This is a genomic window from Paracidovorax cattleyae, assembly GCF_900104515.1.
GTDB classification, from domain to species: Bacteria; Pseudomonadota; Gammaproteobacteria; order Burkholderiales; family Burkholderiaceae_C; genus Paracidovorax; species Paracidovorax cattleyae.
Genome location: NZ_FNJL01000013.1, coordinates 1 through 26,254, shown reverse-complemented (window position 1 = coordinate 26,254; position 26,254 = coordinate 1). Strand labels below are relative to the sequence as shown.

General features: G+C 70.2%; 24 protein-coding genes and 1 pseudogene. 13 read left to right on the top strand and 12 right to left on the bottom strand.

Annotated features, from left to right (window positions below; translation table 11 throughout):
• Positions 1–783, bottom strand: coding sequence for a hydroxyacylglutathione hydrolase (gene gloB, locus BLR05_RS12275; RefSeq protein WP_167361255.1), 783 nt, complete (start codon positions 781–783; stop codon positions 1–3).
• Between gloB and BLR05_RS12270 the strand changes: the two genes are divergently transcribed.
• Positions 782–1,627: a class I SAM-dependent methyltransferase gene (locus tag BLR05_RS12270; protein ID WP_092834759.1), complete on the top strand. Its 846-nt coding sequence runs from the start codon at positions 782–784 to the stop codon at positions 1,625–1,627. The genes gloB and BLR05_RS12270 overlap by 2 nt on opposite strands.
• A 40-nt stretch (positions 1,628–1,667) precedes the next feature.
• A complete protein-coding gene (gene rnhA, locus BLR05_RS12265; RefSeq protein ID WP_092834758.1) occupies positions 1,668–2,117 on the top strand; it encodes a ribonuclease HI in 450 nt (149 codons plus the stop codon).
• 27 nt (positions 2,118–2,144) lie between these two features.
• Here rnhA and BLR05_RS12260 read toward each other — a convergent pair whose 3' ends face one another.
• Genes BLR05_RS12260 through moaA form a run of 4 tightly spaced genes read right to left on the bottom strand, consistent with a single transcriptional unit; the run spans position 2,145 to position 5,718 of the window.
• Positions 2,145–2,498, bottom strand: coding sequence for a thioredoxin family protein (locus BLR05_RS12260; RefSeq protein WP_092834757.1), 354 nt, complete (start codon positions 2,496–2,498; stop codon positions 2,145–2,147).
• Between the two features lie 60 nt (positions 2,499–2,558).
• Complete coding sequence (gene moeA, locus BLR05_RS12255) at positions 2,559–3,911, bottom strand: molybdopterin molybdotransferase MoeA (RefSeq protein ID WP_092834756.1); 1,353 nt, start codon at positions 3,909–3,911, stop codon at positions 2,559–2,561.
• The gene (mobA, locus tag BLR05_RS12250) at positions 3,908–4,558 is read right to left on the bottom strand and encodes a molybdenum cofactor guanylyltransferase MobA (protein ID WP_244160091.1); all 651 of its coding nucleotides are present in this window, start codon (positions 4,556–4,558) and stop codon (positions 3,908–3,910) included. Before mobA ends, moeA begins: the two co-directional genes overlap by 4 nt.
• 17 nt (positions 4,559–4,575) lie before the next feature.
• Entirely contained in the window at positions 4,576–5,718 is a 1,143-nt protein-coding gene (moaA, locus tag BLR05_RS12245) for a GTP 3',8-cyclase MoaA (protein ID WP_167361254.1), read from the bottom strand.
• A gap of 177 nt (positions 5,719–5,895) precedes the next feature.
• On the opposite strand from moaA, the gene BLR05_RS12240 reads away from it, so the two are divergent.
• Positions 5,896–6,225, top strand: a complete 330-nt coding sequence (locus BLR05_RS12240; RefSeq protein WP_092834753.1) for a hypothetical protein — start codon at positions 5,896–5,898, stop codon at positions 6,223–6,225.
• A 5-nt stretch (positions 6,226–6,230) separates the two neighbouring features.
• Here the strand turns inward: BLR05_RS12240 and BLR05_RS12235 are convergent, their stop codons facing one another.
• Positions 6,231–6,998 (bottom strand): SDR family oxidoreductase, encoded by a 768-nt coding sequence (locus BLR05_RS12235; protein ID WP_092834856.1) that lies wholly within the window; start codon positions 6,996–6,998, stop codon positions 6,231–6,233.
• Between the two features lie 213 nt (positions 6,999–7,211).
• Positions 7,212–8,281: pseudogene (locus BLR05_RS12230) on the bottom strand (LodA/GoxA family CTQ-dependent oxidase); the annotation flags it as partial.
• A gap of 200 nt (positions 8,282–8,481) precedes the next feature.
• Here BLR05_RS12230 and BLR05_RS12225 point away from each other — a divergent pair.
• The 3 genes from BLR05_RS12225 to BLR05_RS12215 all read left to right on the top strand — a co-directional run bounded on the left by BLR05_RS12225 (position 8,482) and on the right by BLR05_RS12215 (position 11,724).
• Entirely contained in the window at positions 8,482–9,891 is a 1,410-nt protein-coding gene (locus tag BLR05_RS12225; protein ID WP_092834855.1) for a GntP family permease, read from the top strand.
• A 222-nt stretch (positions 9,892–10,113) separates the two neighbouring features.
• Complete coding sequence (locus BLR05_RS12220; RefSeq protein ID WP_092834752.1) at positions 10,114–10,746, top strand: superoxide dismutase; 633 nt, start codon at positions 10,114–10,116, stop codon at positions 10,744–10,746.
• A 75-nt stretch (positions 10,747–10,821) separates the two neighbouring features.
• A complete protein-coding gene (locus BLR05_RS12215; protein ID WP_092834751.1) occupies positions 10,822–11,724 on the top strand; it encodes a ZIP family metal transporter in 903 nt (300 codons plus the stop codon).
• Positions 11,725–11,728: 4 nt separating this feature from the next.
• On the opposite strand, the gene BLR05_RS12210 is transcribed toward BLR05_RS12215, so the two are convergent.
• Both BLR05_RS12210 and BLR05_RS12205 read right to left on the bottom strand, forming a co-directional pair.
• Positions 11,729–13,162 carry an aldehyde dehydrogenase family protein gene (locus tag BLR05_RS12210; RefSeq protein WP_092834854.1) on the bottom strand — a complete coding sequence of 478 codons (1,434 nt, stop codon included), beginning with the start codon at positions 13,160–13,162 and terminating at the stop codon, positions 11,729–11,731.
• A 34-nt stretch (positions 13,163–13,196) separates the two neighbouring features.
• Entirely contained in the window at positions 13,197–13,916 is a 720-nt protein-coding gene (locus BLR05_RS12205; protein WP_092834750.1) for a Crp/Fnr family transcriptional regulator, read from the bottom strand.
• Positions 13,917–14,046: 130 nt separating this feature from the next.
• On the opposite strand from BLR05_RS12205, the gene BLR05_RS12200 reads away from it, so the two are divergent.
• Positions 14,047–14,583, top strand: a complete 537-nt coding sequence (locus BLR05_RS12200) for an Mpo1 family 2-hydroxy fatty acid dioxygenase (RefSeq protein ID WP_092834749.1) — start codon at positions 14,047–14,049, stop codon at positions 14,581–14,583.
• Positions 14,584–14,598: 15 nt separating this feature from the next.
• On the opposite strand, the gene BLR05_RS12195 is transcribed toward BLR05_RS12200, so the two are convergent.
• Positions 14,599–15,984, bottom strand: coding sequence for a M20/M25/M40 family metallo-hydrolase (locus BLR05_RS12195; protein WP_092834748.1), 1,386 nt, complete (start codon positions 15,982–15,984; stop codon positions 14,599–14,601).
• Between the two features lie 142 nt (positions 15,985–16,126).
• Positions 16,127–18,214 (bottom strand): sodium-translocating pyrophosphatase, encoded by a 2,088-nt coding sequence (locus BLR05_RS12190; RefSeq protein ID WP_092834747.1) that lies wholly within the window; start codon positions 18,212–18,214, stop codon positions 16,127–16,129.
• Between the two features lie 277 nt (positions 18,215–18,491).
• Between BLR05_RS12190 and BLR05_RS12185 the strand changes: the two genes are divergently transcribed.
• Genes BLR05_RS12185 through BLR05_RS12165 form a run of 5 tightly spaced genes read left to right on the top strand, consistent with a single transcriptional unit; the run spans position 18,492 to position 24,810 of the window.
• Positions 18,492–19,391 carry a GHMP family kinase ATP-binding protein gene (locus BLR05_RS12185; protein ID WP_092834746.1) on the top strand — a complete coding sequence of 300 codons (900 nt, stop codon included), beginning with the start codon at positions 18,492–18,494 and terminating at the stop codon, positions 19,389–19,391.
• Between the two features lie 37 nt (positions 19,392–19,428).
• Complete coding sequence (locus BLR05_RS12180) at positions 19,429–20,403, top strand: pyridoxal-phosphate dependent enzyme (RefSeq protein ID WP_230681127.1); 975 nt, start codon at positions 19,429–19,431, stop codon at positions 20,401–20,403.
• A 3-nt stretch (positions 20,404–20,406) separates the two neighbouring features.
• A complete protein-coding gene (locus tag BLR05_RS12175) occupies positions 20,407–22,980 on the top strand; it encodes a lyase family protein (RefSeq protein WP_092834744.1) in 2,574 nt (857 codons plus the stop codon).
• Positions 22,980–23,795 (top strand): formyl transferase, encoded by an 816-nt coding sequence (locus BLR05_RS12170; protein WP_167361253.1) that lies wholly within the window; start codon positions 22,980–22,982, stop codon positions 23,793–23,795. The genes BLR05_RS12175 and BLR05_RS12170 overlap by 1 nt, the downstream gene beginning before the upstream one ends.
• A gap of 58 nt (positions 23,796–23,853) precedes the next feature.
• Positions 23,854–24,810, top strand: coding sequence for a D-aminoacyl-tRNA deacylase (locus BLR05_RS12165; protein ID WP_092834853.1), 957 nt, complete (start codon positions 23,854–23,856; stop codon positions 24,808–24,810).
• Positions 24,811–24,829: 19 nt separating this feature from the next.
• On the opposite strand, the gene BLR05_RS12160 is transcribed toward BLR05_RS12165, so the two are convergent.
• Positions 24,830–25,720: a helix-turn-helix domain-containing protein gene (locus BLR05_RS12160; protein WP_092834742.1), complete on the bottom strand. Its 891-nt coding sequence runs from the start codon at positions 25,718–25,720 to the stop codon at positions 24,830–24,832.
• A gap of 261 nt (positions 25,721–25,981) precedes the next feature.
• On the opposite strand from BLR05_RS12160, the gene BLR05_RS12155 reads away from it, so the two are divergent.
• A partial coding sequence (locus BLR05_RS12155; protein ID WP_143015907.1) for a transposase occupies positions 25,982–26,254 on the top strand: 273 nt, incomplete at its 3' end.

Genomic DNA, 26,254 nt, shown 5'->3' with positions numbered 1-26,254 from the left:
TCAGGTCGGTCGGAATTCGTTTTTCCACTGGCGCAGTGCCGCCAGCACCGAAGCCGGGTCGGCAGCGTCGGTGCGCGGATCGAAGGCCTGCGCCGCGTGCGCCACGGCAGGCTCCCGCGTCCGCAGGAAGGGGTTCACGGCATGCTCGGTGCCGAGCCGGGAGGGCAGGGTGGGCTGCCCAGCGGCTCGGAGCGCCTCGCAGTGCGCGCTGTACTGGAGCAGCGCCGCGTTGCCGGGTTCCACGGCCCGCGCGAAAGCGAGGTTCGAAAGTGTGTATTCATGGGCGCAGCACACCCGCGTCTCCGGTGCCAGCGCGCCGAGGCGGTCGAGCGAGTGCTGCATCTGGGCGGGCGTGCCCTCGAAGAGCCGGCCGCAGCCGCCGGAAAACAGCGTGTCGCCGCAGAAGAGCAGGGGGCCGCCCGCCGCGTCCGCGGCATAGTAGGCGATGTGCCCCGCGGTGTGGCCGGGCACACCGATCACTGAGAGTTGCAGGCCCACTACCTGCAGCGTGTCGCCATCGGCCAGGGGCTGCGCCGGCTGCGGAATCGACTCGCGTGCCGGGCCGTACACCGGTGCGCCGGTGGCCTCGCGCAGCGCTGCCACGCCGCCGACATGATCGCCGTGGTGGTGCGTGACTAGAATCGCCTGCAATGCCAGGCCGTGGTGCTGCAGGGTCTGCAGCACCGGGCCGGCCTCCCCTGGATCGACCACGGCGGCCGAATGGCCTTCGTGCAGCATCCAGATGTAGTTGTCGGTGAAAGCGGGCAGCGGCAGCAAGTTCATGAGCGACGAAATTATAGGTTTGCACCATTGGTTCGACTCACCGCCCGGCCGCTACCTGCTGGCGTGGGAGCAGGAGCGCTACGACGAGATGGTGGCCGACGTGTTCGGCTTCCATGCGCTGCAGCTCGGCATGCCCGGCCTGCAGGGGCTGCGGGCCAACCGCATGCCGCACCGCTGGCTGGCGCTCGGCGCTGCCGAAGCGCTGCTGTGGCCGCCGCCGGCAGAGGCCGAAACCGGAACGGCAGACGACACCGCCCGCGCGGCGCTGCTGGCCGACCCGGTGGCGCTGCCATTTCCCGAGAACAGCCTCGACCTGGTGCTGCTGCCGCATGCCCTGGAGCTCAGCGTGGATCCGCACGCGGCGTTGCGCGAGGTGCACCGGGTGCTGATGCCGGAAGGCCGGCTGGTGGTGAGCGGACTCAATCCCGTGAGCCTCTGGGGCCTGCGGCAGCGGCGCGTGCGGCTGTACCAGCGCCTGGGGGCCGGCGGGCGGCTCTACCTTCCCGACGTGGGCGAGTTCATCGGCCACTGGCGGCTGCGCGACTGGCTGCGGCTGCTGAACTTCGAGATCGAGACCATCAGCTTCGGCGCCTACCGCCCTGCGGTGCGCAGCACGCGCTGGCTCGAACGATACGAGTGGCTGGATGCCGTGGGCGCGCGCTGGTGGCCGATACTCGGGGCCGCCTACATGGTGGTGGCCGTCAAGCGCGTGCACGGAATGCGCCTGCTGGAGCCCTCCTGGCGCACCGGCCAGGCCCCGCAGGCGCGCGCGGCGACGGTCCCCGTGGCGCAACGCGCCGGGCCGGGGGCCGGCGGCGCGTCGTGGCGGCGGGGCGGTCGATGAGGCGGAAGCGATGAATGACGACAAAGGAAGAGAGCGAGTTTTGAATCAGGTTGTGATCTATACCGACGGGGCCTGCAAGGGCAATCCGGGACCCGGCGGCTGGGGTGTGGTGCTTCGCTCGGGCGCGCTGGAAAAGGAGTTGTTCGGGGGGGAACTGGGCACCACCAACAACCGCATGGAACTGCTGGCCGTGATCGAGGCCCTGGGCGCGCTCAAGCGCCCGTGCGCGGTCACGCTGTACCTCGACAGCCAGTACGTGCGCAAGGGCATCACGGAGTGGATCCAGGGGTGGAAGAAAAAAGGCTGGCGCACGGCGTCCGGCCAGCCGGTGAAGAACGTGGAACTGTGGAAGCGGCTCGATGACCTCGTGGCCGGCGGCGGCCATGTGATCGACTGGCGGTGGGTGAAAGGCCACGCGGGTGATCCCGGCAACGAGCGCGCCGACGCTCTCGCCAACAAGGGCGTGGACAAGGCCCTGGGCCGCGGCTAGGCCGACTGCACGTCGGGCAGCCGCGCTTCAGGCCGGGCCGATGCTGATGGCCGGTGCATGGGCGATGGCCTGCATGCCTGGCTGCAGTGCTGTCGCGTCCTGCGGGCGGACCACGCGGTCGATCTCCTTGCCGTCGCGCAGGAACACCAGGGTGGGCCAGAGCTTCACGCCGAAGCTGCGGCCCAGCGGGCGGCCCGGGCCGTCCTCGACCTTGATGTGCTGGACGCTGTCGTGGTCCTTGAGGGCGGCTTCGATCAGCGGCTGCGCGCGCTGGCAGTAGCCGCACCAGGGCGTGCCGAACTCCAGGACGGCTGCCCCCTGCAGGCGGTCGATGTCCTCCCGCGTGGGGGCTTCGGCGAGGTGCTGGGCGGTATAGGGCATGGGGCTTTCCGGTCGGTGGGCAATGGCTGCAAGCGTACGCCGGGCGCGGGCCTGCCCGTGTCAGAGCATGCCGTCAAACAGCAGCACGTCCACCGGCTCGCCCACGGCGACAGGGCCGCGGGCATGCGGCAGCAGGATGAGACCGTCGGCCTGCACCATGGAGCTCAGCAGTCCGGAGCCCTGCGGCCCGGTGGTGCGCACGCGCAGGGTGCCGTCCGCATCCTGGAAGACAACGCCGCGCTGGTATTCGGTGCGTCCGGGGCGCTTGTGCAGCGGCTGGGCCGCGAGGGCGCGCAGTGCGGGCAGGACCCTGGGCTCGCAGCCCATCATGCGCCACAGGGCCGGCCGTACGAACACGAGAAAGGCCACCATTGCCGCCACCGGATTGCCGGGCAGCGCGAACAGCAACGCGGCACCGTCCGTGCCGGCTTCGCCGCCGCCGGCCCCTTGCGGGCGCGGAATGCGGCCCGCGGCCATCGGGCGGCCCGGCCGCATGGCGATGCGCCAGAACTCCACCTGGCCCAGGCGGTCCAGCAGCGTGCGTGTGTGGTCGGCAGCGCCCGCGCTGACACCGCCGCTGGTGATGATGGCATCGGCGCGCGCCGCGGCCGCGCGCAGGGCGGCCTCCAGGGCCTGCGGCTCGTCCGGTACGGCACCCAGGTCGATGGCCTCCACGCCCATGCGGGCCAGCAGCCCGAACAGGGTATAGCGGTTGCTGTCGTACACGGCCCCCTCGCACCAGTGCGTTCCCGGGCTGAGGATTTCGTCCCCGGTGGAGAAGAATGCCACCCGCAGGCGGCGGACGACAAGCACCGCGGACTGCCCGAGGCTCGCGAGCAGACCGAGCGCGGCCGGTGCCAGCCGGGTCCCCCTGTCCAGGGCGGTCCGGCCCCTTGCAAGGTCTTCGCCCGCGCGCCGCCGGTGGTCGCCCTGGCGGACCGCGTCCGCGGGAACGGTAATGGTCTCCAGTCCACCTGGAGAGGGGGCGAGGAGCGCGGCTTCCTGGGGGACCACGGTATCCGCCCCGTGCGGCATCACCGCGCCGGTCATGATGCGCAGGCACTCGCCCGGGCCGAGGCGCCCCTGCCAGCAGTGGCCGGCGAGCACAGTGCCAGCCACCTGCAGGTGCAGAGGATGCCCCTCCTGCAGGAGCGAACCGTCGAAAGCGAAGCCATCCATGGCGGAGTTGTCGTGTGGCGGCACGTCCATGGGCGAGACGACGTCCTCGGCCAGCACGCGGTCGAGCGCCTCGAAGATGCCCACCTGCTCGATCCCCTGCACCGGTTCGGCGAGCGCGGCGAGCCGTGCATGCACTGCCTCCACGGGCAGGTCGTGCGCCACCGGGGCGCCAGGAGGCGTTGCCTGCGAAATCGACGGGGGCGGCTCGGCGGGGGATGGCTGGGAGTGGCTCATGCAGTGTCGGCTTCGAGGCGGTGCAGTTCGGCCAGTGTGTTGGCGTTGCGGAAGGCGTTCGGATCGTTCCCCGGGCGGTCGAAGGTGGCGGTGGCCAGCGCATGGCGGCCCATCCAGTCCAGCACTTTGCGCCCGCCGCCATTCAGATAGTCCCGCAGGTCACCCTGCAGGTCTGCGCGCAGCAGGCAGACTACCGGATGCAGGCGCAGCGGCGCCGGCCCGGCGCCGGAGGGGCCGGGCGGCAGGGATTCGGGAGCGGCGGCGATAGCAATGTCCGCGCCGGCCGCCATGGCGGCCTCGGCCAGCCGGGCGCCCAGGTCGAGGGGGAAGCAGGGCGTATCGCAAGGCACGGCCAGCAGCCAGGGCGTGCCGCACCATTGCAGGCCCGCCAGGAGGCCGGCCAGGGGCCCGGGATGGCCGGGCAGGGCGTCGCCCAGCACGGGAACGCCGAGCGCGGCGTAACGGTCCAGGTGGCGGTTGGCGCTGACGGAGAGCCTTCCCGGCGCGGCCTGCGAGCGCAGCCGCTCCAGTGCGACCGCAGCGAGCGGCCGGCCCCGAAAAGGCTGCAACCCCTTGTCCAGCCCGCCCATGCGCGAGCCCTGGCCGCCGGCCAGGACCATGCCGGCGATGTCCGCGCGGCCGATCACCGTGGGCCCCCCGTGCCTCATCCGCCGATGTAGCTCATCTCGACGCGCCGCGCAGCCGGTGCGCCGGTGGCCGGCGCCAGGCTGCCGCGCAGTTCGGAATAGCGGTCGGTGCGGCCCTGCCAGATGCCGGCGATGGCCGCGGCCAGATCGGGGGCGGCTGCGCTGCCGCGCAACAGCGCGCGCAGGTCCCAGCCCTGCGTGGCGAAGAGGCACAGGTAGAGCCGGCCTTCCATCGACAGCCGGGCGCGGCTGCAGTCGCCGCAGAACGCTCGGGTGACGCTGCTGATCGTTCCCACTTCTCCGAGGGCGGGATCGTGCCGGCCCAGGGCATCGGCATAACCCCAGCGCTCGGCGGTTTCTCCGGGGGCCGCAGGCAGCAGCTGCACCAGCGGGAATTCCTGCCGGATCCGGTCGATCACCTGCGCCGACGGCAGCACCTCGTCCATGCGCCACCCGTTCGTGGCGCCCACGTCCATGTATTCGATGAAGCGCAGCGTGATGCCGGTGCCCCGGAAATGGCGGGCCATGGGCACGATCTCGTGGTCGTTGGTGCCGCGCTTGACCACCATGTTGACCTTGATGCGCTCGAAACCGGCCGCCCGGGCGGCCTCGATGCCGGAGAGCACCTCGGCCACGGGGAAGTCCACGTCGTTCATGCGGCGGAAGACGCTGTCCTGCAGGCTGTCCAGGCTCACGGTGAGCCGAGCCAGCCCCGCGTCGCGCAGGGCCCGGGCCTTGCGGGCGAGCAGCGAGCCGTTGGTGGTCAGCGTCAGGTCGGGTACGCGGCCTTCCGCGGTGCGCAGCCCGGCGAGCTGCTCCACCAGGTTCTCGAGATGGCGCCGCAGCAGCGGCTCCCCACCCGTGAGCCGGATCTTGCGCACGCCATGGGCCAGGAAGACCTTCGCCAGTCGCGTGATCTCCTCGAAGCTGAGCAGGTCGCCGTGGGAAAGGTAGGGATAGTCCTTGCCGAAGACTTCCTTGGGCATGCAATAGCTGCAGCGGAAGTTGCAGCGGTCGGTGACACTGATGCGCAGGTCGCGCAGGGGGCGGCCCAGCGCATCGGCCAGTTGCCCGTCAGGCCCGGCGAAGGGGCCGCCGGGCACGCGCGGCCGCAGCGCGGCGATGCGCTGGTCCACGAGCGGAATCACACGTTCGGCCATGGCGGGATTCTGCCGCATGGCCGCAGTAGGGGTATGGACGGCCGGCGGAATATGGACGCCCGTCAATTCCGCCGGCACCCGGAACCTATTGCCGGCCCGCACCTCCAAGTGCCAGAAGCACTGGCTCCCGGACGGCGGCGGGAGCACAATGCGATAGCAGCGACAACGGGAGCTGACATGGACGTCTCCATCTACCAATCCATCGTGAACACGGCCAGCTTTGCCTACCAGGACCGCAACGGCAGCGCCGCGGGGGCCCTCCGGAATTCGCTCGCCGTGCAGGAGTCCGATGTGTCGGCCCTGCTGCAGCCCGTGTCCGTCACCGGCCCCTCCCTCGTGCCCTTCGGGACGCTGGAAGACAGCCTGCTGAACCCGCTGCCTTCCCTGGACCCCACGCTGGCCACCGCGGGCACGCTGGAGGCCACCATGCTGCAATCGCTGCCGTTCGTTGAACCGGCCCTGCAGACGTTCGGCACGCTGGGCACGCGCCTCAACACCTTCGCCTGACTGCGTCAGACGCAGCGGGCTCCGTCCACTTCGATGCATGTACCGCTCACGAAGGCGGCCTCGTCGCTCGCCAAATAGAGCGCCGCGTTCGCCACGTCCAGCGCCGTGGAAAAGCGGCCGAGCGGAATCGTGGCCAGGAACTTCGCCCGCCGGGCGTCGTCGAGTTCGCCACCCGCGAACTCTGCCGCCAGGCCGGTATCGGGATTGAACACCGGGTTGATGCAGTTCACCCGGATGTTGTCCGGGCCGAGCTCGGCCGCCATGGACTTGCTGGTCACGATCACCGCGCCCTTCGATCCGTTGTACCAGGTCAGCCCGGGCCGCGGCCGCAGCCCGGCGGTGGATGCGATGTTGATGATGCTGCCGCCCCGTTGCGGGTTGCCGCGCATCGCGGGCACCGCATGCATCGCCGAGAGGTAGATGCTTTTCACGTTGACCGCGTACACGCGGTCGAATTCTTCCTCGGTCACTTCGAGCATGGGGCGGTTGCGGTGCGTCCAGCCGGCGTTGTTGACCACCACGTCCAGCGCGCCGTGGCGGGAGACAGCCTCGGCCACCAGGGCGCGCACCTCGTCCGACCGCGTGACGTCCGCCGCGAAGGCGTGGGCCGTGCCCCCGTCGGCCCGGATGGCGGCCGCCACGCGTTCGGCGGCGTCCGGCCGGACGTCGTTCACGGTGACGAGGCCGCCTTCGGCCGCGAGCCGCCGGGCGATGCCTTCGCCGATGCCGCCGCCGGCGCCGGTGACGATGATGGATTTGCCTGGAACGCGCATGGCGGATGACTCCTGTGGACGCGGAAAGCCGGGGGGCGGCACCGCGCTCAGGCCAGTGTAGCGGCCGTGAACGGATGGGGAGCCGCGCCGGCCGGAATCCACCACGATGGCGTAGTCCTGCTCGGCGAGCACCTGGTTGGTCACGCGGGCGGGCCAGAACGCGGGGGCGAACGGGTCGTAATGCGTGTCGTAGCCCGCGCGGCAAAAGGCCGTGTCGGCCTGCCAGGGCAGGCCCATCCAGCGATGGAGGTCGCCGGGGCCTTGCGCATACAGCGGGTAGTTCGCCGAGAGCGCGGTCGCCTGATCGAGCGTGCTGCCGTAGTCCTGCTCCACCCCGCCGGCCGGCCGGCGCCGGATGCGGAACGGTGCGCTGTAGAGGGTGAGGTGGCGCATCGCGTTCGGGTCGTAGGCGCCGCCAGGGGGAAGGGCGGCGGGGCGTTCGATCAACGCCGGGTTCTCGAAATCGAACACCCCGTTGTGGCCGAACTGCGTAGCGAACCCCTGGTTGACCCACTGCAGTCCCGAGAGCCGCTGCGGGATGGGATACACGTCGCGCGTGAACGAAATTTCCTTCGGGAAGGGCAGCCAGCCCACCTGCACGCCTGCACGCAGAGACTGTGCAACAGGTCGTACAGCGTGCGTTCTGCCTTGACCTGGAGGGGCCTGGTTGGGCGGGGCGCTGACCACCCAGGCGCCCTCCACCGGAACCGGCTGCCCATCAATGCGCACGATGGCGGAGACGGGGCCGTCGCAGGTATCGTCGTACCAGCCATCGGCACTGATGAAGGAATCACCATCCCCCTCGATGAAGATCGGGCTGCCCCTGGGCGATGCGGAGACGCCGTGGCCGGGCAGGAACAGCAGCCGCCCTGCCCGTCGGTGCGCAGTTCCCCGATCTGCACCGCCATGCCGGTGAAGTGGCCCGTGCACGCGACGGCGGCGGCATGCGGACCCTGGATGCGCTGCGCGCCGGCATCGATGGCCAGCGTGTCCCGCGCGGCGACCGTGACCTTGGCATTGCGGCGGGGCAGGACGGTCGTGGCTGCCTCCGGGATGTCCATGGCGATCTGCCACTGGTAGCAGGCCGCCTCGCGCTTGAGCGCACCGGCCGCGTCGCGGTAGAAGCCGGGCTCCCTGGGGGCGGGGTGGGTGACCTGCGGGCCGATGTGGAAGTCCTCACGGCTGTTGCCCACGCGGGCGATGCCGAGGGCGGGGTGGATGGCTGCGCGCACGACGCGCGTATCCGTGCCCGCGCCGACGGCGGGAGACGTGCTGTCTTTCATGGGAACCCTCTCTTGCTGGCCGTGCCGGCTGCCGGCCGGTCGTTGGTCTGTCGTTGCCTGCGCACCCGCCGGAATGGACGGGGCGCGGCCGTTCCGTTGTGCGGATGTGCTTGGCCGGAAGTCTCAGGGTTTCACCGGACACCACCGGGGCCGCCATCCACGAGGCCGGATGGATGGGCGTGGCCGGTAGGATGCGCACCATGAACTCTCAGGACATTCAACTGCTGGTCACGGCGCTGGCCAGCGTGCTCGGGCTGGTCGCACTCATCGTGTCCCGGGCCCGGCTGCACCCGCTGCTGGCGCTGCTGATCGTTTCGGTGGCCGCCGGCCTGTTCACGGGCATGCCGCTGGACAAGCTGGTGGCGGCCATCTCCGGAGGAGCAGGCAAGACGCTGGGCGCGGTCGGGCTGGTCGTGGCACTGGGGGCCATGCTGGGCAAGATCCTGGCGGACTCGGGCGTCACCGACCGCCTGGCGAGCGCCATCCTGGAGCGCGCCTCCACGAAGATGCTGCCGTGGGCCATGGCCGGCGTGGCCTTCGTCATCGGCATCCCGATGTTCTTCGAGGTCGGGCTGGTCGTGCTGCTGCCGCTGATCTTCGGTGTGGCGCGCAAGCTGGAGGCCGAACGCCAGGGCAGCGGTTCGGCCTACGTGTATGTCGGGGTACCGGTGATCGCCGCGCTGGCGGCCATGCATGGCATGGTGCCGCCCCATCCCGGCCCGCTCACGGCCATCGCCACGCTGAAGACCAGCGTCGGCGCCACCATGATCTACGGCTTCATCGCCGCCATTCCGGCCATCGTGCTGGCCGGCCCGGTGTACGGCACCTTCATCGCCCGGCGCCTGAAGGTGCGCCCTGACGATGCCCTGGTCGCGCAGTACGCACCGGATGCTGCCGAAGCACCCGACGCTGGCGGCCCTGTGGCGCAGCCCGCGCGCCAGAACCCGCCCGGCATCGGCCTGGGCGTGCTGGTCGCCCTGGCGCCCGCCCTGCTGATGCTGCTGCATGCGCTGGGCGAGGTGCTGCTGCCCAAGGGTTCCGCCCTGCTGCATTTCGCCGCCTTCGTGGGCCACCCGATCGTCGCCATGCTGCTGGGCGCTCTCTTCGCCGTGCTGGCGCTGCGGCCCGGCCGGCCCGAGGCGGTGCGCAAGGCCCTGGGCGACAGCATCAAGCCGATCGCCAACGTGCTGCTCATCATCGCGGGCGGGGGCGCCTTCCAGCAGGTGCTGACCGACGCGCACGTGGGCGACGCCATCGTCCACCTGAGCCACCAGTGGCCCGTATCCCCGCTGCTGCTGGGCTGGCTGATTTCCATGCTGCTGTCGGTCTCCACCGGCTCGGCGACCGTGGGCATCGTGGGCGCGGCAGGCCTGCTGGCGCCGCTGGCCGCGTCCGGCACGGCGGTGAACCAGCCGCTGCTGGCACTGTCCATCGGCTGCGGATCGCTCTTCTTCAACTATGCCAACCATGCCGGCTTCTGGCTGGTGAAGGAATCGTTCGGCATGGACATGGGCGAGGCCACCAAGACGATTTCGGTGGTGCAGTCCATCGTGGCCCTGGTGGGGCTGGCCATGGTGATGCTCATGAACCTGCTGCCGCCCCTGGCCTGACGCAGCGGGGAGGAGGGCTGCTGCCGGTCTGCGGTGCCGGCGGCAGGACAGTGACGGGCGGCGCGGGCCGGCGTGCCCCGCACCGCCGAAGGTCTACGGGGCCGTGGAAGAACTGTCACGGCAGGGCAATGCCCTACTTGACAACAGTGAGAATGGGAATAATTATCATTCAAATGTGATTGATCCTTCTTCTTCCATTCGTCCTGCCCGAAAGTGAGCCACATGCCGCACACGCTGCCCGCCTTGCCCTATGCCTATGACGCCCTGGAGCCGCACATCGATGCGCGCACCATGGAGATCCACCACACCAGGCACCACCAGACCTACATCAACAACCTGAATGCGGCGCTGGAAGGCACGCCGCATGCCGACACCCCGGTGGACGCGCTCGTGGCGGCCCTGCAGTCGCTGCCGGAATCGCTGCAGACGGCGGTGCGCAACAACGGCGGAGGCCATGCCAACCACAGCCTGTTCTGGACCGTGATGGCGCCGGAGGGCCAGGGCGGGGGCGGGCAGCCGGGCGGCACGCTCGGCGAGGCGATCGACCGGGACCTCGGCGGTTTCGACGCGTTCAAGGAAGCCTTCACCAAGGCGGCACTCACCCGCTTCGGCAGCGGCTGGGCCTGGCTCGTGGTCGATGGCGCCGGCCGGCTGGCGGTGGAGAGCAGCGGCAACCAGGACAGCCCGCTCATGGCCGGGCTGCTGTCCGGCCACACGCCGATCCTCGGACTCGATGTGTGGGAGCACGCCTACTACCTGCAGTACCAGAACCGGCGCCCCGAATACATCGCCGCGTTCTATCGTGTGATCCGCTGGAACGAGGTCGCGCGCCGGTACGCGCAGGCACGCGGCTGATCCCCCATCCCGGCGCCGCCTATCCCAACACCCCCCGGGATCTTCATCGTGAAAACCCAGCCGGAGCCTTCGTCCATGCCCGCCCAGAACACGCTTTCCCTGCGCCGTCCCGCCTGGAGCCTCCGCCGCTGGCTGGGCCTGGCCATCGCCGTGGCGGGCACCGTGGTCCTGGCGCTGCAGTTCATGCAGTTCCTCCAGGCGAATCCACGCGTGGCCCAGGCCTGGCAGGGCGGCCTCGTCGCGGCGCTGGCGACGGCGCTGGGCACGTTGCCGGTGGTGTTTTCGCAGCGCCTGTCGGAGCGCGTGCAGGACACGCTCTTCGGCTTCGGGGCCGGCGTGATGCTGGCAGCCAGTTCCTTCTCGCTCATCATCCCGGGCCTGGAAGCCGCGAAAGCCAATGGTGCGGGGGGCTGGGCGGCCGGCGGCATCATCGGCACGTCCATCCTGCTGGGCGGCCTGGCGCTGCTCGCCATGGAGCGCGTGCTGCCGCACGAGCATTTCATCAAGGGGGTGGAGGGCGGCCCATCGCCGCGCACGCTGCGGCGCACCTGGCTGTTCGTCTTCGCGATCGCGCTGCACAACCTGCCCGAGGGGCTGGCGATCGGCGTGGCCTACGGCGGCACCAGCCCGCTGCAGGCCGGCACGCTCACGGCCGGCATCGCCATCCAGGACGTGCCCGAAGGCCTGGTGGTGGCGGTGGCGCTGCTCGCGGCAGGCTACCGGCGCTGGCTGGCCGTGCTGCTGGGCATGGCCTCGGGCCTGGTGGAGCCGCTGGGTGCGGTGCTCGGCGCATCGGTCATCGGGCTGTCGGCCGGGCTGCTGCCCTGGGGGCTGGGCTTTGCCGCGGGGGCGATGCTGTTCGTCATCAGCCACGAGATCATTCCCGAGTCGCACCGCAAGGGGCACGAGGCCTGGGCCACCGGGGGGCTCATGATCGGCTTCGTGCTGATGATGCTGCTCGATACCGCGCTGGGTTGACGATTCACCCGTGCCGTATGGCCACGGTCTTGAGCGTGGTGAAACCGTGCAGCGCCTCGAGGCCCTTCTCGCGGCCATGGCCGCTGGATTTCACCCCGCCGAAAGGCAGCTCCACGCCGCCGGCGGCGCCGTAGTTGTTGATGAACACCTGGCCGCTGGCGATGCGCCGGGCCATGCGGAACTGGCGGCCGCCGTCGCGCGTCCACACGCCGGCCACGAGGCCGAAACGCGTGGCGTTGGCGAGTCGCGCGGCATGGTCCTCATCTTCGAAGGGCATGGCCGAGAGCACGGGGCCGAAGATTTCCTCCTGCGCGAGGCGATGGTCCGGCGGTACGTCGCGCAGCAGCGTGGGCGCCTGGTAGAAGCCCGTCTGCGGCGCGCCGTCCACCACGGTACCCTGCGCCATGACGGGGATGCCCGCCACCTGCGCGTCGGAGAGGAAATCCCACACGCGCTGCTGCTGGCTCTGGCGGATCAGCGGCCCCAGGTCGAGGTCCATGGCCGCGGGCCCGACGCGCAGTGCCTCGAACAGGCCGGCCAGCCGCTCCAGCACCCGCTCGTAGATGAGCGCATCGATGAGCACGCGCGAACCGGCCGAGCAGGTCTGGCCCGCGTTCTGCACGATGGCGTTGACGATCGCGGGCAGGGCGGCGTCCAGGTCGGCATCCGCGAACAGGATCTGCGGACTCTTGCCGCCCAGCTCCAGCGTGACCGGGCAGTGCCGCTCGGCCGCGGCCTGCTGGATCAGCGTGCCGATGCGCGGGCTGCCGGTGAAGCTGATGTGGTCGATGCCGGGGTGGCGTGCCAGCGCCTCGCCCACCTCGTGCCCGTAGCCCGTCACGATGTTGACCGCGCCCGGAGGAAACCCCGCCTCGGCTGCCAGCTGCGCGACCCGCAGCAGCGAGAGGCAGGCGTCCTCCGAGGGCTTGACCACGCACACGTTGCCGGCGGCCAGCGCGCCGCCCACGCAGCGCCCGAAGATCTGCATGGGATAGTTCCAGGGCACGATGTGCCCCGTCACGCCGTGCGGCTCGCGCCAGGTGAGCACGCTGTAGCCGTCCGTGTAGGGGATGGTGTCGCCATGGAGCTTGTCGCAGGCCCCGGCATAAAACTCGAAATAGCGCGCCAGCGCGATGGCGTCGGCGCGCGCCTGCCGGGTGGGCTTGCCGCAGTCGCGCCGTTCGATGTCCGCCAGCTCCTCCGCATGGGCCGCCACGGCCTGCGACAAACGCATCAGCAGCCGTCCCCGTTCGGCCGGCGCGAGCGTGCGCCACACGGTGTCGTGGCAGTGCCGCGCCGCGCGCACGGCCGCGTCGATGTCCTCGGCCGTGCCGCGCTGGATCTCGTCGTAGGGCTGGCCGTCGGAGGGATCGATCACCGGCAGGGTGCGGCCGCCGGTGGAGGGCACGGCGGCGTTGGCGATGTGGTGGTACTGCATGCGGGCCATTGTGCGATACGCACGCCCCGGGCAGTCAGCCGCAGGCCGAGCGCAGGCCGGCCAGGTCCAGGATCTCGATGCCGCCGCGGTGCATGCGCAGCAGGCCGCGGGCCTGCAGGTCGCGCAGGATCTGGTTGGTGGTCTGGCGCGAGAGCGCGAGCATCAGCGCCAGCTGCTCCTGCGACAGCGAGAGCAAGCGGCGCGAGCGCCCCTCGCCGGCCCACTGCCCGTAGCCCTCGGCCATGAGCACCAGCCGCCGGGCAAGGCGCCGGGGCGCAGGCAGCAGCGCGAGTTCCTCCAGCGCGACGAAGGCGGTGCGCAGCTTGTCGGCCAGCAGCATGCCCAGGGCGCGCCAGTGCTCCGGATGCTGCGCCAGCCAGGCCAGCAGGGGCGCCTGCGGCACATGCAGCAGCAGTGTTCCGGGCTCGGCTGCATGCGCGTCGTGCGTGCGCGCGGCCCGGTCGAAGACGGCGATCTCGCCGAACCAGGCGGGTGGCTCCAGCCGCGTGAGCAGGGCGGCGCGCGTCTGCGGATCGCTGCCCCCCATGCCGGAGATGTCGATCGCGCCGCGCACGACCGCATACAGCCCGCACGGCGGGTCGCCCCGCAGGAAGAGCGCCTGCCCGGGCTGCAGCGCGCGCATGCGCGCCATGCCGGCGAGCGCGCCGGCCAGCTCGGGGGGCAGGGCGGCGAACCAACGGCCCGAGGCGAGCGTGGCGAGATGGTCCGCGGCGGAGGTCAGTGTGTCGGGCATGCGAGGGGGAAAGGGTGGCGGCCGGCACCTGCCTGGTTGTGTCGGCTGGCCGACAGACGGCGCGGCGTCCACTGCGGATTATTCGCTCCAGGCACCCCGACCGAGAGGGCCGCCACGCAGGAGACGCTCCATGAAAACCCTGATCGACCACCTGTCGCAGTACGCGGACTATCACCGCGATCCGCGTAATATCCAGACCCATTTCGTCGGCGTGCCGATGATCATGCTGGCCGTCACGGTGCTGCTGTCGCGTCCGGCGTGGCTGGCCGGCGGCCTGCTGCCGGTATCGCCCGCCCTGGCCGCGGCGCTGGCTGCCAGCCTGTTCTATTTCCGGCTCGATGCACGCTACGGGCTCGCGATGGCCGCGGTGCTGGCCGCCATGCTGGCCGTGGGCCAGTGGCTCGCGGCGCAGGGCACTGCGCTGTGGCTGGGCGTGGGCGTGGGCCTGTTCGTGGTCGGATGGGTGATCCAGTTCGTGGGCCACTACTACGAGGGCCGCAAGCCCGCCTTCGTGGACGACCTCGTGGGCCTGATCGTCGGGCCGCTTTTCGTGGCAGCCGAGATCGGCTTCGCGCTCGGGCTGCGTCGCGAGGTGCAGGCGGCGGTCGAGGCCCGCTCGGGCCCGGTGCGCCTGAACGCGCGGCCGGGCCGCCCGGCACGCGCCTGACCCGGGCCCTTTCCTTCAGCGGCGCGGGCGGCGGGCCAGTGCCGGCTCGCTCACGCCCTGGACGCCCACCAGCGTGAGCACCGTGGCGAGCCCGGTCTGCGCACCCTTCCAGGCATCGGCGGGCTCGAACCATTCGCCCAGTGCGTGGAAGCCGCCGGTCCTGCCGCCGCTGCCCAGGATGATGGCGGGGATGCCCAGCCCCATGGGCACGTTGGCGTCGGTGCTGGCCGCGCGCAGCGTGGGCTTGCCGCCCGAGGCGATGACCGAGGCCACGGCCGCCTGCACGATGGGCTCGCCGGCGGCGGTGGCGCCGGCCGGTCGGTCGCCGATCATCTTCGGCTCGGCCGTGATCTTCGCGGCGGTGTTCCAGCGGCGGTTCTCTTCCTGAACGCCGCGCTGGATGGCGGCCATGATGTCCTTCTCGGCCTGCAGCAGCGCGGGCAGGGCGTTGGAGCGGATATCCACGGCCATCGTGGCATCGCCCGCGATGGTATTCACGGAGGTGCCGCCGCCCACCTTGCCCACGGTGAAGGTGGTCTTGGGATCGGACGGCACCTGCACATCGCCGATGTGCGCGATCGCGCGGCCCATCGCGTGGATGGCGCTGGGCACCTGCCCGAAGGCCGCGAAGCTGTGGCCGCCCGGTCCCTTGAAGGCCACTTCGTAGCGGTGGCTGCCCGTGCCCTGGTTCAGGATGCCGTCGCCATCCCCCGGCTCCAGGCCGACCATGCCGTCGATGTCCGCATGCTCGCGGAACAGCGCCTTCATGCCGCGCAGGTTGCCCAGTTCCTCCTCGCCCACGTTCGCCACGAAGACGATGTCGCCCACCGTCTGCAGCTGGCGTTCATTGAGCGCCTTGAGCCAGGAGAGCAGCACCGTGACGCCGCGCGTGTCGTCCGAGATGCCGGGGGCGTACAGCCGGCCGCCTTCCTCGCGGACGGTGAGGTCGGTGCCCTCGGGAAACACGGTGTCGAGGTGGGCCGACACCACCAGCCGGGGGCCGTTGCCGGTGCCCTTGCGGATGCCCACGGCGTTGCCCTCCTGGTCGACGGAAGCGTCCGCCAGGCCCAGTTCCCTGAAGCGCTTCACCACGTATTCGGCGCGGCGCTGCTCCTTGAAGGGCGGCGCCGGTATCTGCACCAGATGGCGCAGCTCTTCGATGGCGCGGGCATGGTCGGTGCGCAGGTCGTCCAGCACCTGCCGCACGGCCGGGGCCGAGCGCACGGCCTGCAGCGTGCTTTGCACGGCCGGGCCGGCGCCGGGTTGCGGTGCAGCGGCCTGTGCGGAGGCCGGACCGGCGGCCAGCGCGCCAAGCGCCAGCACGGCCGCCAGGGCGGGTTTCCAGCCGGAAGGTGGCTGACGGAAAACGGGGAGGGATCGCGCGGATGCATGCAGCGGCATCGGACAGCCTTTTCGGGGAGGACAGCGGGAACTTGCCACCTTACCCCAGGCCAGGCCGCCCGCTTGTCGCCTGCGGGTGGCCCATCCCTATGGTCGGCCGGCTGCTATCGGCGCGCGGTGCATGGCGGGCGTGCCCGCCGGCTCAGCCTCCGCCGTGCAGCCGGGCCACCAGGGGCACGATGAGCAGCGCCACGATGTTGATGATCTTGATGAGCGGGTTCACGGCCGGCCCGGCCGTGTCCTTGTAGGGATCCCCCACCGTGTCGCCGGTGACGGCGGCCTTGTGCGCCTCGCTGCCCTTGCCGCCGTGGTGGCCGTCCTCGATGTACTTCTTGGCGTTGTCCCATGCGCCCCCGCCGGTGCACATGCTGATGGCCACGAACAGGCCGGTGACGATGGTGCCCATGAGCAGGCCGCCCAGCGCGCGCGGCCCGAGCAGCAGGCCCACCGCGACGGGCACGGCCACCGGCAGCAGGCTGGGCACCACCATCTCGCGGATCGCAGCGGCCGTGAGCATGTCCACCGCGCGGCCGTATTCGGGCTGGGCGCGGCCTTCCATGATGCCGGCGATGGTGGAGAACTGCCGCCGCACTTCCACCACCACGGCGCCCGCCGCGCGGCCCACGGCTTCCATGGCCATGGCGCCGAACAGATAGGGCACCATGCCGCCGATGAACAGGCCCACGATCACCAGCGGGTCCGACAGGTCGAAGCGCAGCGCCTGCCCCTGCACGCCGAGCTGGTGCGTGTAGTCGGCGAACAGCACCAGCGCGGCCAGGCCGGCCGAGCCGATGGCGTAGCCCTTGGTGACGGCCTTGGTGGTGTTGCCCACGGCGTCGAGTGGATCGGTCACGGAGCGCACGCCGGCCGGCAGCTCGGCCATCTCGGCGATGCCGCCGGCGTTGTCGGTGATGGGGCCGTAGGCGTCCAGCGCCACCACGATGCCGGCCATGCTGAGCATCGACGTGGCGGCCACCGCCACGCCGTAGATGCCTGCGAGGGTGTAGGAGACCAGGATCGCCACGCACACGAACACCACCGGCCAGGCGGTGGAGCGCATCGACACGCCCAGTCCCGCGATGATGTTCGTGCCGTGCCCCGTGGTGGAAGCCTGCGCGATGTGGCGCACGGGCGCGTACTGCGTGCCCGTGTAGTACTCGGTGATCCAGACCAGCGCGGCGGTGAGTGCCAGGCCCGTGGCGCAGGCGCCGAAGAGCCGCGAGGCGCTGGCCTGCGGAAAGAGCGCGGCATCGGGGAACAGCCAGAACGTGACCAGCGCGAAGGCCGCCAGCGACAGCCCTCCGGCCACCGCCAGGCCCCGGTAGAGCGCGGGCATCACGTTGGCCATGCCCGGCGACGCCTTGACGAAGGCGCAGCCCGCGATCGAGGCCAGGATCGACACGCCGCCCAGCGCCAGCGGATAGGCCACGGCCAGAGCCGGCGGCAGGCCCAGCAGCGTGCCCAGCACCATGGCGGCGATCAGGGTCACCGCGTAGGTCTCGAACAGGTCGGCCGCCATGCCGGCGCAGTCGCCGACGTTGTCGCCCACGTTGTCGGCGATCACGGCCGGGTTGCGCGGATCGTCCTCGGGAATGCCGGCCTCCACCTTGCCGACGAGGTCCGCCCCCACGTCCGCACCCTTGGTGAAGATGCCGCCGCCCAGCCGGGCGAAGATGGAAATCAGCGACGCGCCGAAGGCGAAGCCGATGAGCGGATGCAAGTGCGCCGCCATGCCCGCGCCGGATGCCGGCGCCGCCGGTCCCGCATGCAGCAGGAAGGCGCCGAAGCCGGCCACGCCCAGCAGCCCGAGGCCCACCACCAGCATGCCCGTGATGGCGCCGCCGCGGAACGCCACCTGGAGTGCCGGACCGATGCCCCGTGCTGCCGCCTGTGCGGTGCGTACGTTGGCGCGCACCGAGATGTTCATGCCGATGAAGCCGCAGGCGCCCGAGAGCGCCGCGCCCAGCACGAAGCCGGCGGCCGTGCGCAGGTCCAGGAAGAAGCCGATGAGCACGGCCAGCACGGCGCCCGCCACGGCGATGGTGCGGTACTGCCGTGCGAGGTAGGCGGCCGCGCCGGCCTGGATCGCGGCGGCGATGGCCTGCATGCGCCCGCTGCCGGCGTCCTGGGCGAGGATCCAGCGGCGTGCCCAGAGTCCGTAGGCCACGGCGGCCGCGCCGCAGAGGAACGCCAGCCAGAGGGCGGGGGGTAAGAGGGGGGAAGCAGCCATGCTCGTCGTCTCCTGTCCAAGGGATGCACGAAAAGGAAACACGCAACGCATCGCGGGTGTTTCCGCTGCGTTGCTTCCTCGTGCCCATCGGCCCGCGAAGGCGGGTGGAGACGATTGGCCAACGGCCCCAATGTACGCCGGGCGGGGGCCTGCCGCAAGAGCGCCGGAGCGCAGCAATTTCTCGACATGACTGAGCAATCTTTGGAAAAAAATACCATCACCCGGCGTTTAGCCTTGTTGGCCAAGGGGACCGGGAGCCCGCACGACAAGGATCAACATGGTTCGGGAAGAACGAGGAGAAGCGCTTCAGTCCACTGCATGGCCGCCGCTGCGGGCCACCGGCCAGTGCCGGGGCACGTTCGGCGAGCTCATGCAGGGGGTGTTGCCGGGCGGCCGGCACTTCCTGGTGACCCTGCCGGTCAATCTCATGTCCATCGTCGAGTTCCAGGTGACGGACGGGCCGGCGGTGGTCTGCAACATCGCCTGCCGCACCAAGGCCTGCCGTGCCGCGCAGGACTATCTGCGCCTGCACGGCCTGCCGCCGGGTGGCCGTCTGCATTTCCAGTCGGTCTTTCCGGCAGGCAAGGGGCTCGCGAGCTCTTCCGCCGACATGGTGGCCGTCATCCGGGCGACGGCGCGCGCGCACGGGCACGAACCGGGGACCGAAACCATCGAGTCCATCCTCCGTGGCATCGAGCCCACCGACGGGGTGATGTACGACGGCATCGTCTCCTTCTACCACCGGGAGGTGAAGCTCGACGAGCAACTGGGCGAGACGCCCGAACTCATGATCGTGGGGACCGACCGCGGCGGCGAATGCGACACGATCGAATTCAACCGGACGCGATGCGCTGTGTCCAGCGCCCTGTGCTCCGAGTACCACGCGCTGCTCGACGACATGAAGGCCGCCGCCCGCTCCTCGGATCTGCGCAGGATCGGAGAGGTCGCGACGCGCAGCTGCGAGATCTCGCAGGCCTTCAACCCCCACCCGCACACCGGCCAGCTCCGCGCCCTGCGCGAAGAGACCGATGCCCTGGGCATGGTGGCCGCGCATTCGGGCACCTACATCGGCCTGCTCTACGGCGCGCGCGATCCCGAGTGCGCCGCGAAAGCCTTCCACGCCCAGAAGCGGCTGCAGGCCCTCGACATCTCCACCCACCTCTACACCACCGCCTAGATCGCCGATGCTCCGTTACGAATCCCCCCTCGATGCCATGCGCGACGCCGTCGTCTTTCCCCTGGACGAGGGAATGCACATGCTGGCGTTCAAGGCGATGAAGATCGTGCCCGCGCACTTCATCATCCACAAGGCGATCGCCCGAGGCGACCTGAAGCCTGGCGGAAGCGTCATCGAGACCTCCAGCGGAAATTTCGCATTCGGCATGGCCATGGTCTGCAACCGCATGAAGTCGCGCTTCATCGCGATCAGCGACCCGGCGATCGACGACAGCTACCGGCGCCAGCTCGAGATGCTGGGCGGGCGCGTGGAGATCGTCACCGACAAGAAAGGCTGCCAGGGCTACCAGAAGGCCCGGCTGGACAGGCTCCACGAGATCCTGGAGTCCGAACCCGGGTCGTTCTGGTGCCGGCAGTACGACAACGAGGACAACTCGCTCGCCTACCAGGACATCGGACACCAGCTGCGCGATCTGGTCGGCAGCTCGGTCGTCCTCGTGGCGCCGGTGGGCTCCGGAGGCTCGAGCTGCGGCATCGCCGGTGCGCTGCGCGCGGCCGGTGCCGACTGCACGCTGGTCGGGGTGGACACGTTCAACAGCATCCTGTTCGGCCAGCCCGACGGCCCGCGCCCGCTGCGGGGGCTGGGCAACACCGTGATGCCGGGCAACCTGAAGCACGCGATGTTCGACCACGTCCACTGGATCAGCGCTCCCCTGGCCGACCATTACACCCGCCACCTCTACCAGACCACGGGCCATTTCCGGGGGCCCACCACGGGGGCGGCCTATGCCGTCGCCGGAAGCCTGCAGGCGCAGTACCCATCCACGCCCATCGTCTTCGTGAGCCCGGACGACGGGTCCCGCTACGTGGACACCACCTATGCCGGCGATTCCCCGCGTTCGGACTGCTTCGGGGTCCGGCCGGTCCAGGTCCGGCATCCCCGGTCGGAAAAGGCGGGCAGCGACTGGGCCTGCATGGCATGGAACCGTTCCGAGATCCACGCGTTCGGCTGAGCCATGGCGATCGTCTATATCGAGTCCAACACCACCGGCTTCGGCCACCGGCTGCTGGAAGCCTCATGCCGGTACGACGCGGTCTACTGGCTGGTCCGGGACCCGTCCCGCTATGGGTTCGCCGGCCGGCTGCCGGCCGGGCTGGCCACCATCGCCTGCGATACGCGGTCGCTCGATGCGCTGGCGCAGGCCGTGTCCGGCATCGGCGCCATCCGCTATGTCGCCTCCACGAGCGACGGCTTCATCGAGATCGCCGCGCACCTGTCGGAGCGGCTGGGCCTGCCCTGCAACCCTTCCGCCGCGATTGCGCTGTGCCGTGACAAGCTGCGGCTCGGGGAGGTGCTGCAGGCCCGCGGCGTGCCGTATCCGGCGACACGCGAGGTCCGCCGCGCCGCGGACATGGACATGGGCATCGGGTTTCCCGCGATCGTCAAGCCGAGGCAGGGCACGGGGAGCATCGGCGTGCGGCTCGTGACCGACGCCCGTGGCATGCCCGATGCGCAGGATGGGCCCTGGATTGCCCAGCGCTTCGTGGAAGGCACCGAGTTCTCGGTGGAAACCTTCAGCGATGGCGCCGGGCACCACGTGCTGGCGGTCACGCGCAAATACGTGACGCGGCCCCCGTACTTCCTCGAACTTGCGCACGTGCTCCCGGCGGACATCGGGCCGGACGCGAACCGCAGGATCGTGGAGACCGTCACCCGTGCCCTCGACGCGGTCGGCTACGCCTTCGGGCCCGCGCACACCGAGGTGAAGCTCCAGGGCGATGCAGCCACGGTCATCGAGATCAATGCCCGGCTCGCGGGCGGCATGATCCCGCGGCTGCTGGAATACGCCTTCGGCTGGTCCGTCGCCGACCTGTATGTGCGCAGTCACCTGGCCGGGCGCAGCCAGTTCGCCGTGCCCGAGCCCGCCCTGCATGCCGCCGTCGCCTTCATCGTCCCCGATGTCGGGCGCCGCTACCTGGGCATCGATTTTCCGGAAGGCGCCGCCGATGCCGGCGCGTTCCAGGACGGCGGCACCAACCAGGGCCGTTTCGATTTCTCGGACCGTGCCGGCTACGTGATCGCCGGCGGCCGCACGGCGTTGTCGGCGTTGCGCGCAGCGCTGATGCTGCGCAACCGTTCGCAGGTGCTCTACGCGCCACCGGAGGTTCCCCCGCCGGACGCGGCCACGGTCCGCAGCATCGCGCTGGGCGAGCGCAGCGCATTCCGGCCCGGCAGCCTGGCGGGCAGCCTTTTCCTGATCGAGAAAGCCCACCTGCTGATGCTGCGCAGCCAGGGCATCCTGTCTGCCGGGCAATTCCGCCAGCTTCGGGATGCGGTGCTGGCGGCGGAGGCGGAGCCGGAGCTCCTGCGTGCCCATGCCTCCGGCCGCGGCGACTACTTCGACTACGAGCACTACGTCATCGACCGGTGCGGGGAGGCCACGGGCGGTATGGTCCAGGCCGCGCGTTCGCGCAATGACATCAATGCGACGCACCTGCTGCTGACGCTCCGGCGGGCCATCGCGGGCACCCTGGACCGTTCCCTGCGGCTCGGCAAGGCGTTGCTGGAGCGCGCCGAAGCCACGGTGGAAACCATATTGCCCATCCATAGCCAGTACCAGGTGGCGATGCCCGGCACAGCGGGACACTATCTCTCGGCCCAGGCCACCGCCGTGCTGGGAACGATGGAGACGCTGTCGTCGCTGCAGGACGGCCTGGACACCTCGCCGCTCGGCGCATGCGCGGGCGCAGGCACGACCTTCCGCACGATCACCCATGAAACGGCCCGCCTGCTGGGTTGCGTGCGCGGGCCGTCCAATTCCCTGGCCGCGATCAGCGACAAGACGCCGGCATTGCGCTGCGCCTACCTGTTCATCGAACTGAGCGGCCACCTGAACCGGCTCGCCATCGACCTGCAGCTCTGGACGATGCGGGAAACGGGATTCGTCCGGCTGCCGGAAGCCATGTACGGCGGTTCGTCGAACATGCCGCAGAAGCGCAACCCCTACCTGCTGGAATGGCTGCGGCTGCACCATGACCGCCATGCCGGGCAGTTCGCCGGCATGCTGTCCTCGCTGTCGCACCTGCCCACCGGCAATTCCTACCAGGCCAGCCGCTGCGCCGTGGAGTCCATTGCGGACCTCGCGGGAAGCCTGGGCGACATGTGCACCGTGGCCACGTATGCCATTGCCGGCATGCGTTTCGACGAACCCGCCATACGCCGCGCGCTCGGCGCCGGGGACGCGCATGCCACGCTCGCCGCCGAGGCCCTGGTCCAGGAAGGGCGTGCTTCCTTCCGGGAGGCACACACGGCTGTGGGCCACCTTCTCGCGCAGGCTCCCGCGGAGGACTCCGGCCCATTGGCGGCACGGGCTTCCGGGCTGCTGGCGCAACTGCGGATCGAACTGGAGCACGGGCAGCCGTTCGACCGCCTGGGCTCCGGCGGCGGTCCCGCGGCCTCGTCCACGCGCGAGGCCATCGCCGGACTGCACGGCCGGCTGCGCCGCTGCGGTCTTCGCCAACTCGCCGCGGCAGCGCGCTTCGAAGCGTCCCGCCGCGAACTCGACACCCGTTTCAGGAGGATCCGATGATGCCCCGCGTCACATTGCTCTGTTCCGATGGTCCGCACCACCTCTATCTGGCCGCCGAATTGCTGAAGGCGTTCGGCAGCCTGCGGGTCATTGTGGAGTCTGGACACGACCAAGCCGCCTCGCTGCGCCGCAACGGCCACTACCGCTCCTATCTCTGGACGCTCTACCACGGCCTGCGCCGCAGGCTGTTCGGCTATGAGGCCTACCGGAAGCGGTTTTTCGCCCGCACGCAGGGGCCGCGCAGCTGGACAGCGCTGAGCCAGGAGCCGGACGCGGAGTTCCACGACACCCCGTCCATCAACGATCCCCTCGTGGGGCAGATCCTGCGCGGCGGGGTGTCGGACGCCTATATCGTCATGGGCACGAAGAAGATCGGGGATGCCGTGCTCTCCGCCATTCCCGCAGGCCGCATCCTCAACATCCACGGCGGCTACCTGCCGGACTACAAGGGCAACCACTGCTTCTTCTTCGCGCTCCACGAAGGGCGGCACGACCGGCTCGGCACCACCATCCACCGCGTCTCCGCCGGCCTCGATGCCGGTGACATCGTCAGCCGGCACTGCGTCCAGCCCGCCGAAGGCGACAACTCCGAGACGCTGTACTCCCGGGCGGAGAAGGCGGCCATCGATCACCTCGTCGCCCGCCTGCGCCGCACACCCGATGTGTCCGCCTGGGACAGCACGCCACAGGAGGCCCGGGGCCGGCTCTACCGGATGCGGGACCGCGGCCCGATCGTCGAGCTGGCCCACCGCCTGGGCCGTGGATGGCGCCGCCGGCCGGTGGTGCGTGGCGCCGGCAAGGAGCCCGTCCGATGAGGAAAGGCTTCCGGATCCTCTCCATGCCATGGGCCGCGGCCGCATGGGAGGCAAACGCATGAGACACCTCGTGCTGGCCTTCTGTACCGATCCCCTCAAGGATCCGGTCGCGTCGCATGTCCTCGGCCGCCTGCTGTCGTCCGGCATTCCCTGGCAGGACGACGGGGCAGGGCACGTCGATGGGCATCCCGTGCTGTCGGCCGCCATCGGAGAGACGCGGTGCCACCTGCTGCAGCTCGAAGAGGTGTTGAGCCACGACTACGTGCGGTATGCACCCCTCGTCAACGAACGGTTCGGCGACGCCGATGCGGTGGTCGTGGTCAACTGGCACGAGGGACGGAACGCGCCCGATCGCATCTTCACCGTGCAGACGACCGGGGACATGGACAGCGGGTGCTTCAGCCCGGTCGATCCCGCCCTCACGCGGGCCCTGTTCCTGTGCGTGGAGGCGGAACGGCAGCGCGCCGGGCTGGACGCCTATGCCACCTGGATGGAGGCCACGCACTGGTCCGGGCCGCTCTACCGCGGCCAGCCGGGCAGGCTGCTCTCGGAGCTGAGGCCCTCGGTCATCGACCTGGAGATCGGCAGCACGCCCGAGGCATGGTCCGATCCTGCCGCGGCCGATGTGCTCGCGCGCGCCCTGGTGGCGCTCTGCGCATCCGGATGGGAGGCCGCCGCGGTGTCGTTGCTGTGCGTGGGGGGCGTGCATTTCGAGCCGGGATTCACCCAGCCGCTGCGTGAATTCGGGGCCACGGAAGGCCTGGCGCTGTCCCACGTGCTGCCCAACCACTGGCTGGTGGCACATGGCTACGACACGGACGGCCGCCTGCCGGACATGCTGGCCTGCGCCCGCTCGATCGCCGGAGGGGTGGATGCGGTGGTCTTCCACGACAACCTCAAGGCCGGCTTCAAGGCACAAGTGCGCGCACTCGCCTCCGAGCTCGGCGTGCCGGCGCTGTCGCACCGCAAGCTCAGGGCGCCGGGCGTTGCCGAGGCGATCCGGGCGGCGGCATAACGCCAGCAGGCCCTGATCGTCAACGCCGCCGGACCGCGCTGGGTGGGTAGCCATAGCAGCGCCGGAAGGCGGCGGTGAAGTGGCTTTGCTGGCTGTAGCCGCACTCAAAGGCCACCGACGCGATCTTCTGCGTGGTGTTCTGCAGCATGTCGTGGGCGCGCGCCATGCGCAGTTCGGTCGGGAAGGCGTGCGGCGATTGCCCGAAGGTGCTCTTGAACTTGCGCAGGAAGTGGTAGCGGCTCAGGTTGACCAGCCCGGCCAGGTCGTCGAGCTGCACCGATGCGCCGAGGTGCGCGTCCAGGTAATCCCGCAGCAGGCGGGCATGGCGCGCCGAGAACCTGCCGCGGGTCTCCGTCTTCTCCAGGCCGGGCACGGCGTAGTCGCGGATCGCATGCAGGATGATCCAGCTCGTGAGCCCCTCGATGCCCGTGGACAGCCCGGTGTCGTTCCAGTCGGTGAGCGCAATGCTGCGCGCCGCCGAGCCGATCACGGGCGAGGCCTCCTGGAAGACCTCGCGGAACCGGCAGGCCTCGGGGGGCTGCCGCAGCGATTGCTGCATCGCGGGGCCGAACCTTTCCGGATCGAAATAGATATGCAGGAAATTGAGCCGCCCCGTGATCCGCCACCGCGATTCACCGCCGCCTTTGGGGAAAAGGCAGGTGGCATTTTCGAACCCGCTGCGCACGATCTGCTGCTGGCGCATCTGGCTGCAGTTTTCCCCGCCGGAGAGGTAAATGCTGAGGACGTTCTCGGAAGCGCTCTTGTAGTCGGTCAGGGTGTTGTGGCAGCTCCACTCGGACAGCACGATGCCCGAGGGAAGGGCGACGGAACGGATGATTTCGGCGCCCGCCGATTTCAGCGCGCCGGGGACATCCTCCGGATCCGCAAGTTTCAAGGTCGAGTCAAACATGAAAATAATCTTCTGACGCAGAAATAATTTTTTATACAGCGCCTCCCGGGCCGAAGTTCCATGGCCATGGGGATTATCTCGGAGGCCGCGCCAGCATAAGCGGGTTTCTCCGGGGCATTGAAACCGCCCGTTTCACGCATCCCGTTCCGAGGCCTTGGCGGGCGGTCCGCGGCCGGCCGCCACGGGAGCGGCGGGCGACTCGCCCTAGAGCGTGTTATGAACTTTGCTTCATGAGTGCGATGCGGGAGGTAGAGTTTGCAAATGCCCCGCAAGCCCTACCCGACAGACGTCAGCGACGAAGAATGGAGCTTCGCTGCGCCATACCTGACCCTGATGGACCCGCACGCACCTCAGCGTGGACACGATCTGCGAGAGGTCTTCAATGCCCTGCGCTGGCTGGTGCGCGCGGGAGCGCCCTGGCGGATGCTGCCCAACGATTTGCCGCCTTGGGAGGCGGTCTACCAGCAGAGCCGTCGCTGGCTGGATGCGGGTTGCTTCGAGGCAATGGTCTCGGACCTGCGCTCCATCATCCGG

What these genes read in the sequence shown, in the direction of transcription:
- BLR05_RS12270 (WP_092834759.1), top strand. Translation starts at nt 782, where the DNA reads ATGAGCGACGAAATTATAGGTTTGCACCATTGGTTCGACTCACCGCCC.
- gloB (WP_167361255.1), bottom strand. Translation starts at nt 783, where the DNA reads ATGAACTTGCTGCCGCTGCCCGCTTTCACCGACAACTACATCTGGATG.
- BLR05_RS12260 (WP_092834757.1), bottom strand. Translation starts at nt 2,498, where the DNA reads ATGCCCTATACCGCCCAGCACCTCGCCGAAGCCCCCACGCGGGAGGAC.
- moeA (WP_092834756.1), bottom strand. Translation starts at nt 3,911, where the DNA reads ATGAGCCACTCCCAGCCATCCCCCGCCGAGCCGCCCCCGTCGATTTCG.
- moaA (WP_167361254.1), bottom strand. Translation starts at nt 5,718, where the DNA reads ATGGCCGAACGTGTGATTCCGCTCGTGGACCAGCGCATCGCCGCGCTG.
- BLR05_RS12240 (WP_092834753.1), top strand. Translation starts at nt 5,896, where the DNA reads ATGGACGTCTCCATCTACCAATCCATCGTGAACACGGCCAGCTTTGCC.
- BLR05_RS12235 (WP_092834856.1), bottom strand. Translation starts at nt 6,998, where the DNA reads ATGCGCGTTCCAGGCAAATCCATCATCGTCACCGGCGCCGGCGGCGGC.
- BLR05_RS12225 (WP_092834855.1), top strand. Translation starts at nt 8,482, where the DNA reads ATGAACTCTCAGGACATTCAACTGCTGGTCACGGCGCTGGCCAGCGTG.
- BLR05_RS12220 (WP_092834752.1), top strand. Translation starts at nt 10,114, where the DNA reads ATGCCGCACACGCTGCCCGCCTTGCCCTATGCCTATGACGCCCTGGAG.
- BLR05_RS12215 (WP_092834751.1), top strand. Translation starts at nt 10,822, where the DNA reads ATGCCCGCCCAGAACACGCTTTCCCTGCGCCGTCCCGCCTGGAGCCTC.
- BLR05_RS12210 (WP_092834854.1), bottom strand. Translation starts at nt 13,162, where the DNA reads ATGCAGTACCACCACATCGCCAACGCCGCCGTGCCCTCCACCGGCGGC.
- BLR05_RS12205 (WP_092834750.1), bottom strand. Translation starts at nt 13,916, where the DNA reads ATGCCCGACACACTGACCTCCGCCGCGGACCATCTCGCCACGCTCGCC.
- BLR05_RS12200 (WP_092834749.1), top strand. Translation starts at nt 14,047, where the DNA reads ATGAAAACCCTGATCGACCACCTGTCGCAGTACGCGGACTATCACCGC.
- BLR05_RS12195 (WP_092834748.1), bottom strand. Translation starts at nt 15,984, where the DNA reads ATGCCGCTGCATGCATCCGCGCGATCCCTCCCCGTTTTCCGTCAGCCA.
- BLR05_RS12190 (WP_092834747.1), bottom strand. Translation starts at nt 18,214, where the DNA reads ATGGCTGCTTCCCCCCTCTTACCCCCCGCCCTCTGGCTGGCGTTCCTC.
- BLR05_RS12185 (WP_092834746.1), top strand. Translation starts at nt 18,492, where the DNA reads ATGGTTCGGGAAGAACGAGGAGAAGCGCTTCAGTCCACTGCATGGCCG.
- BLR05_RS12180 (WP_230681127.1), top strand. Translation starts at nt 19,429, where the DNA reads ATGCGCGACGCCGTCGTCTTTCCCCTGGACGAGGGAATGCACATGCTG.
- BLR05_RS12175 (WP_092834744.1), top strand. Translation starts at nt 20,407, where the DNA reads ATGGCGATCGTCTATATCGAGTCCAACACCACCGGCTTCGGCCACCGG.
- BLR05_RS12170 (WP_167361253.1), top strand. Translation starts at nt 22,980, where the DNA reads ATGCCCCGCGTCACATTGCTCTGTTCCGATGGTCCGCACCACCTCTAT.
- BLR05_RS12165 (WP_092834853.1), top strand. Translation starts at nt 23,854, where the DNA reads ATGAGACACCTCGTGCTGGCCTTCTGTACCGATCCCCTCAAGGATCCG.
- BLR05_RS12160 (WP_092834742.1), bottom strand. Translation starts at nt 25,720, where the DNA reads ATGTTTGACTCGACCTTGAAACTTGCGGATCCGGAGGATGTCCCCGGC.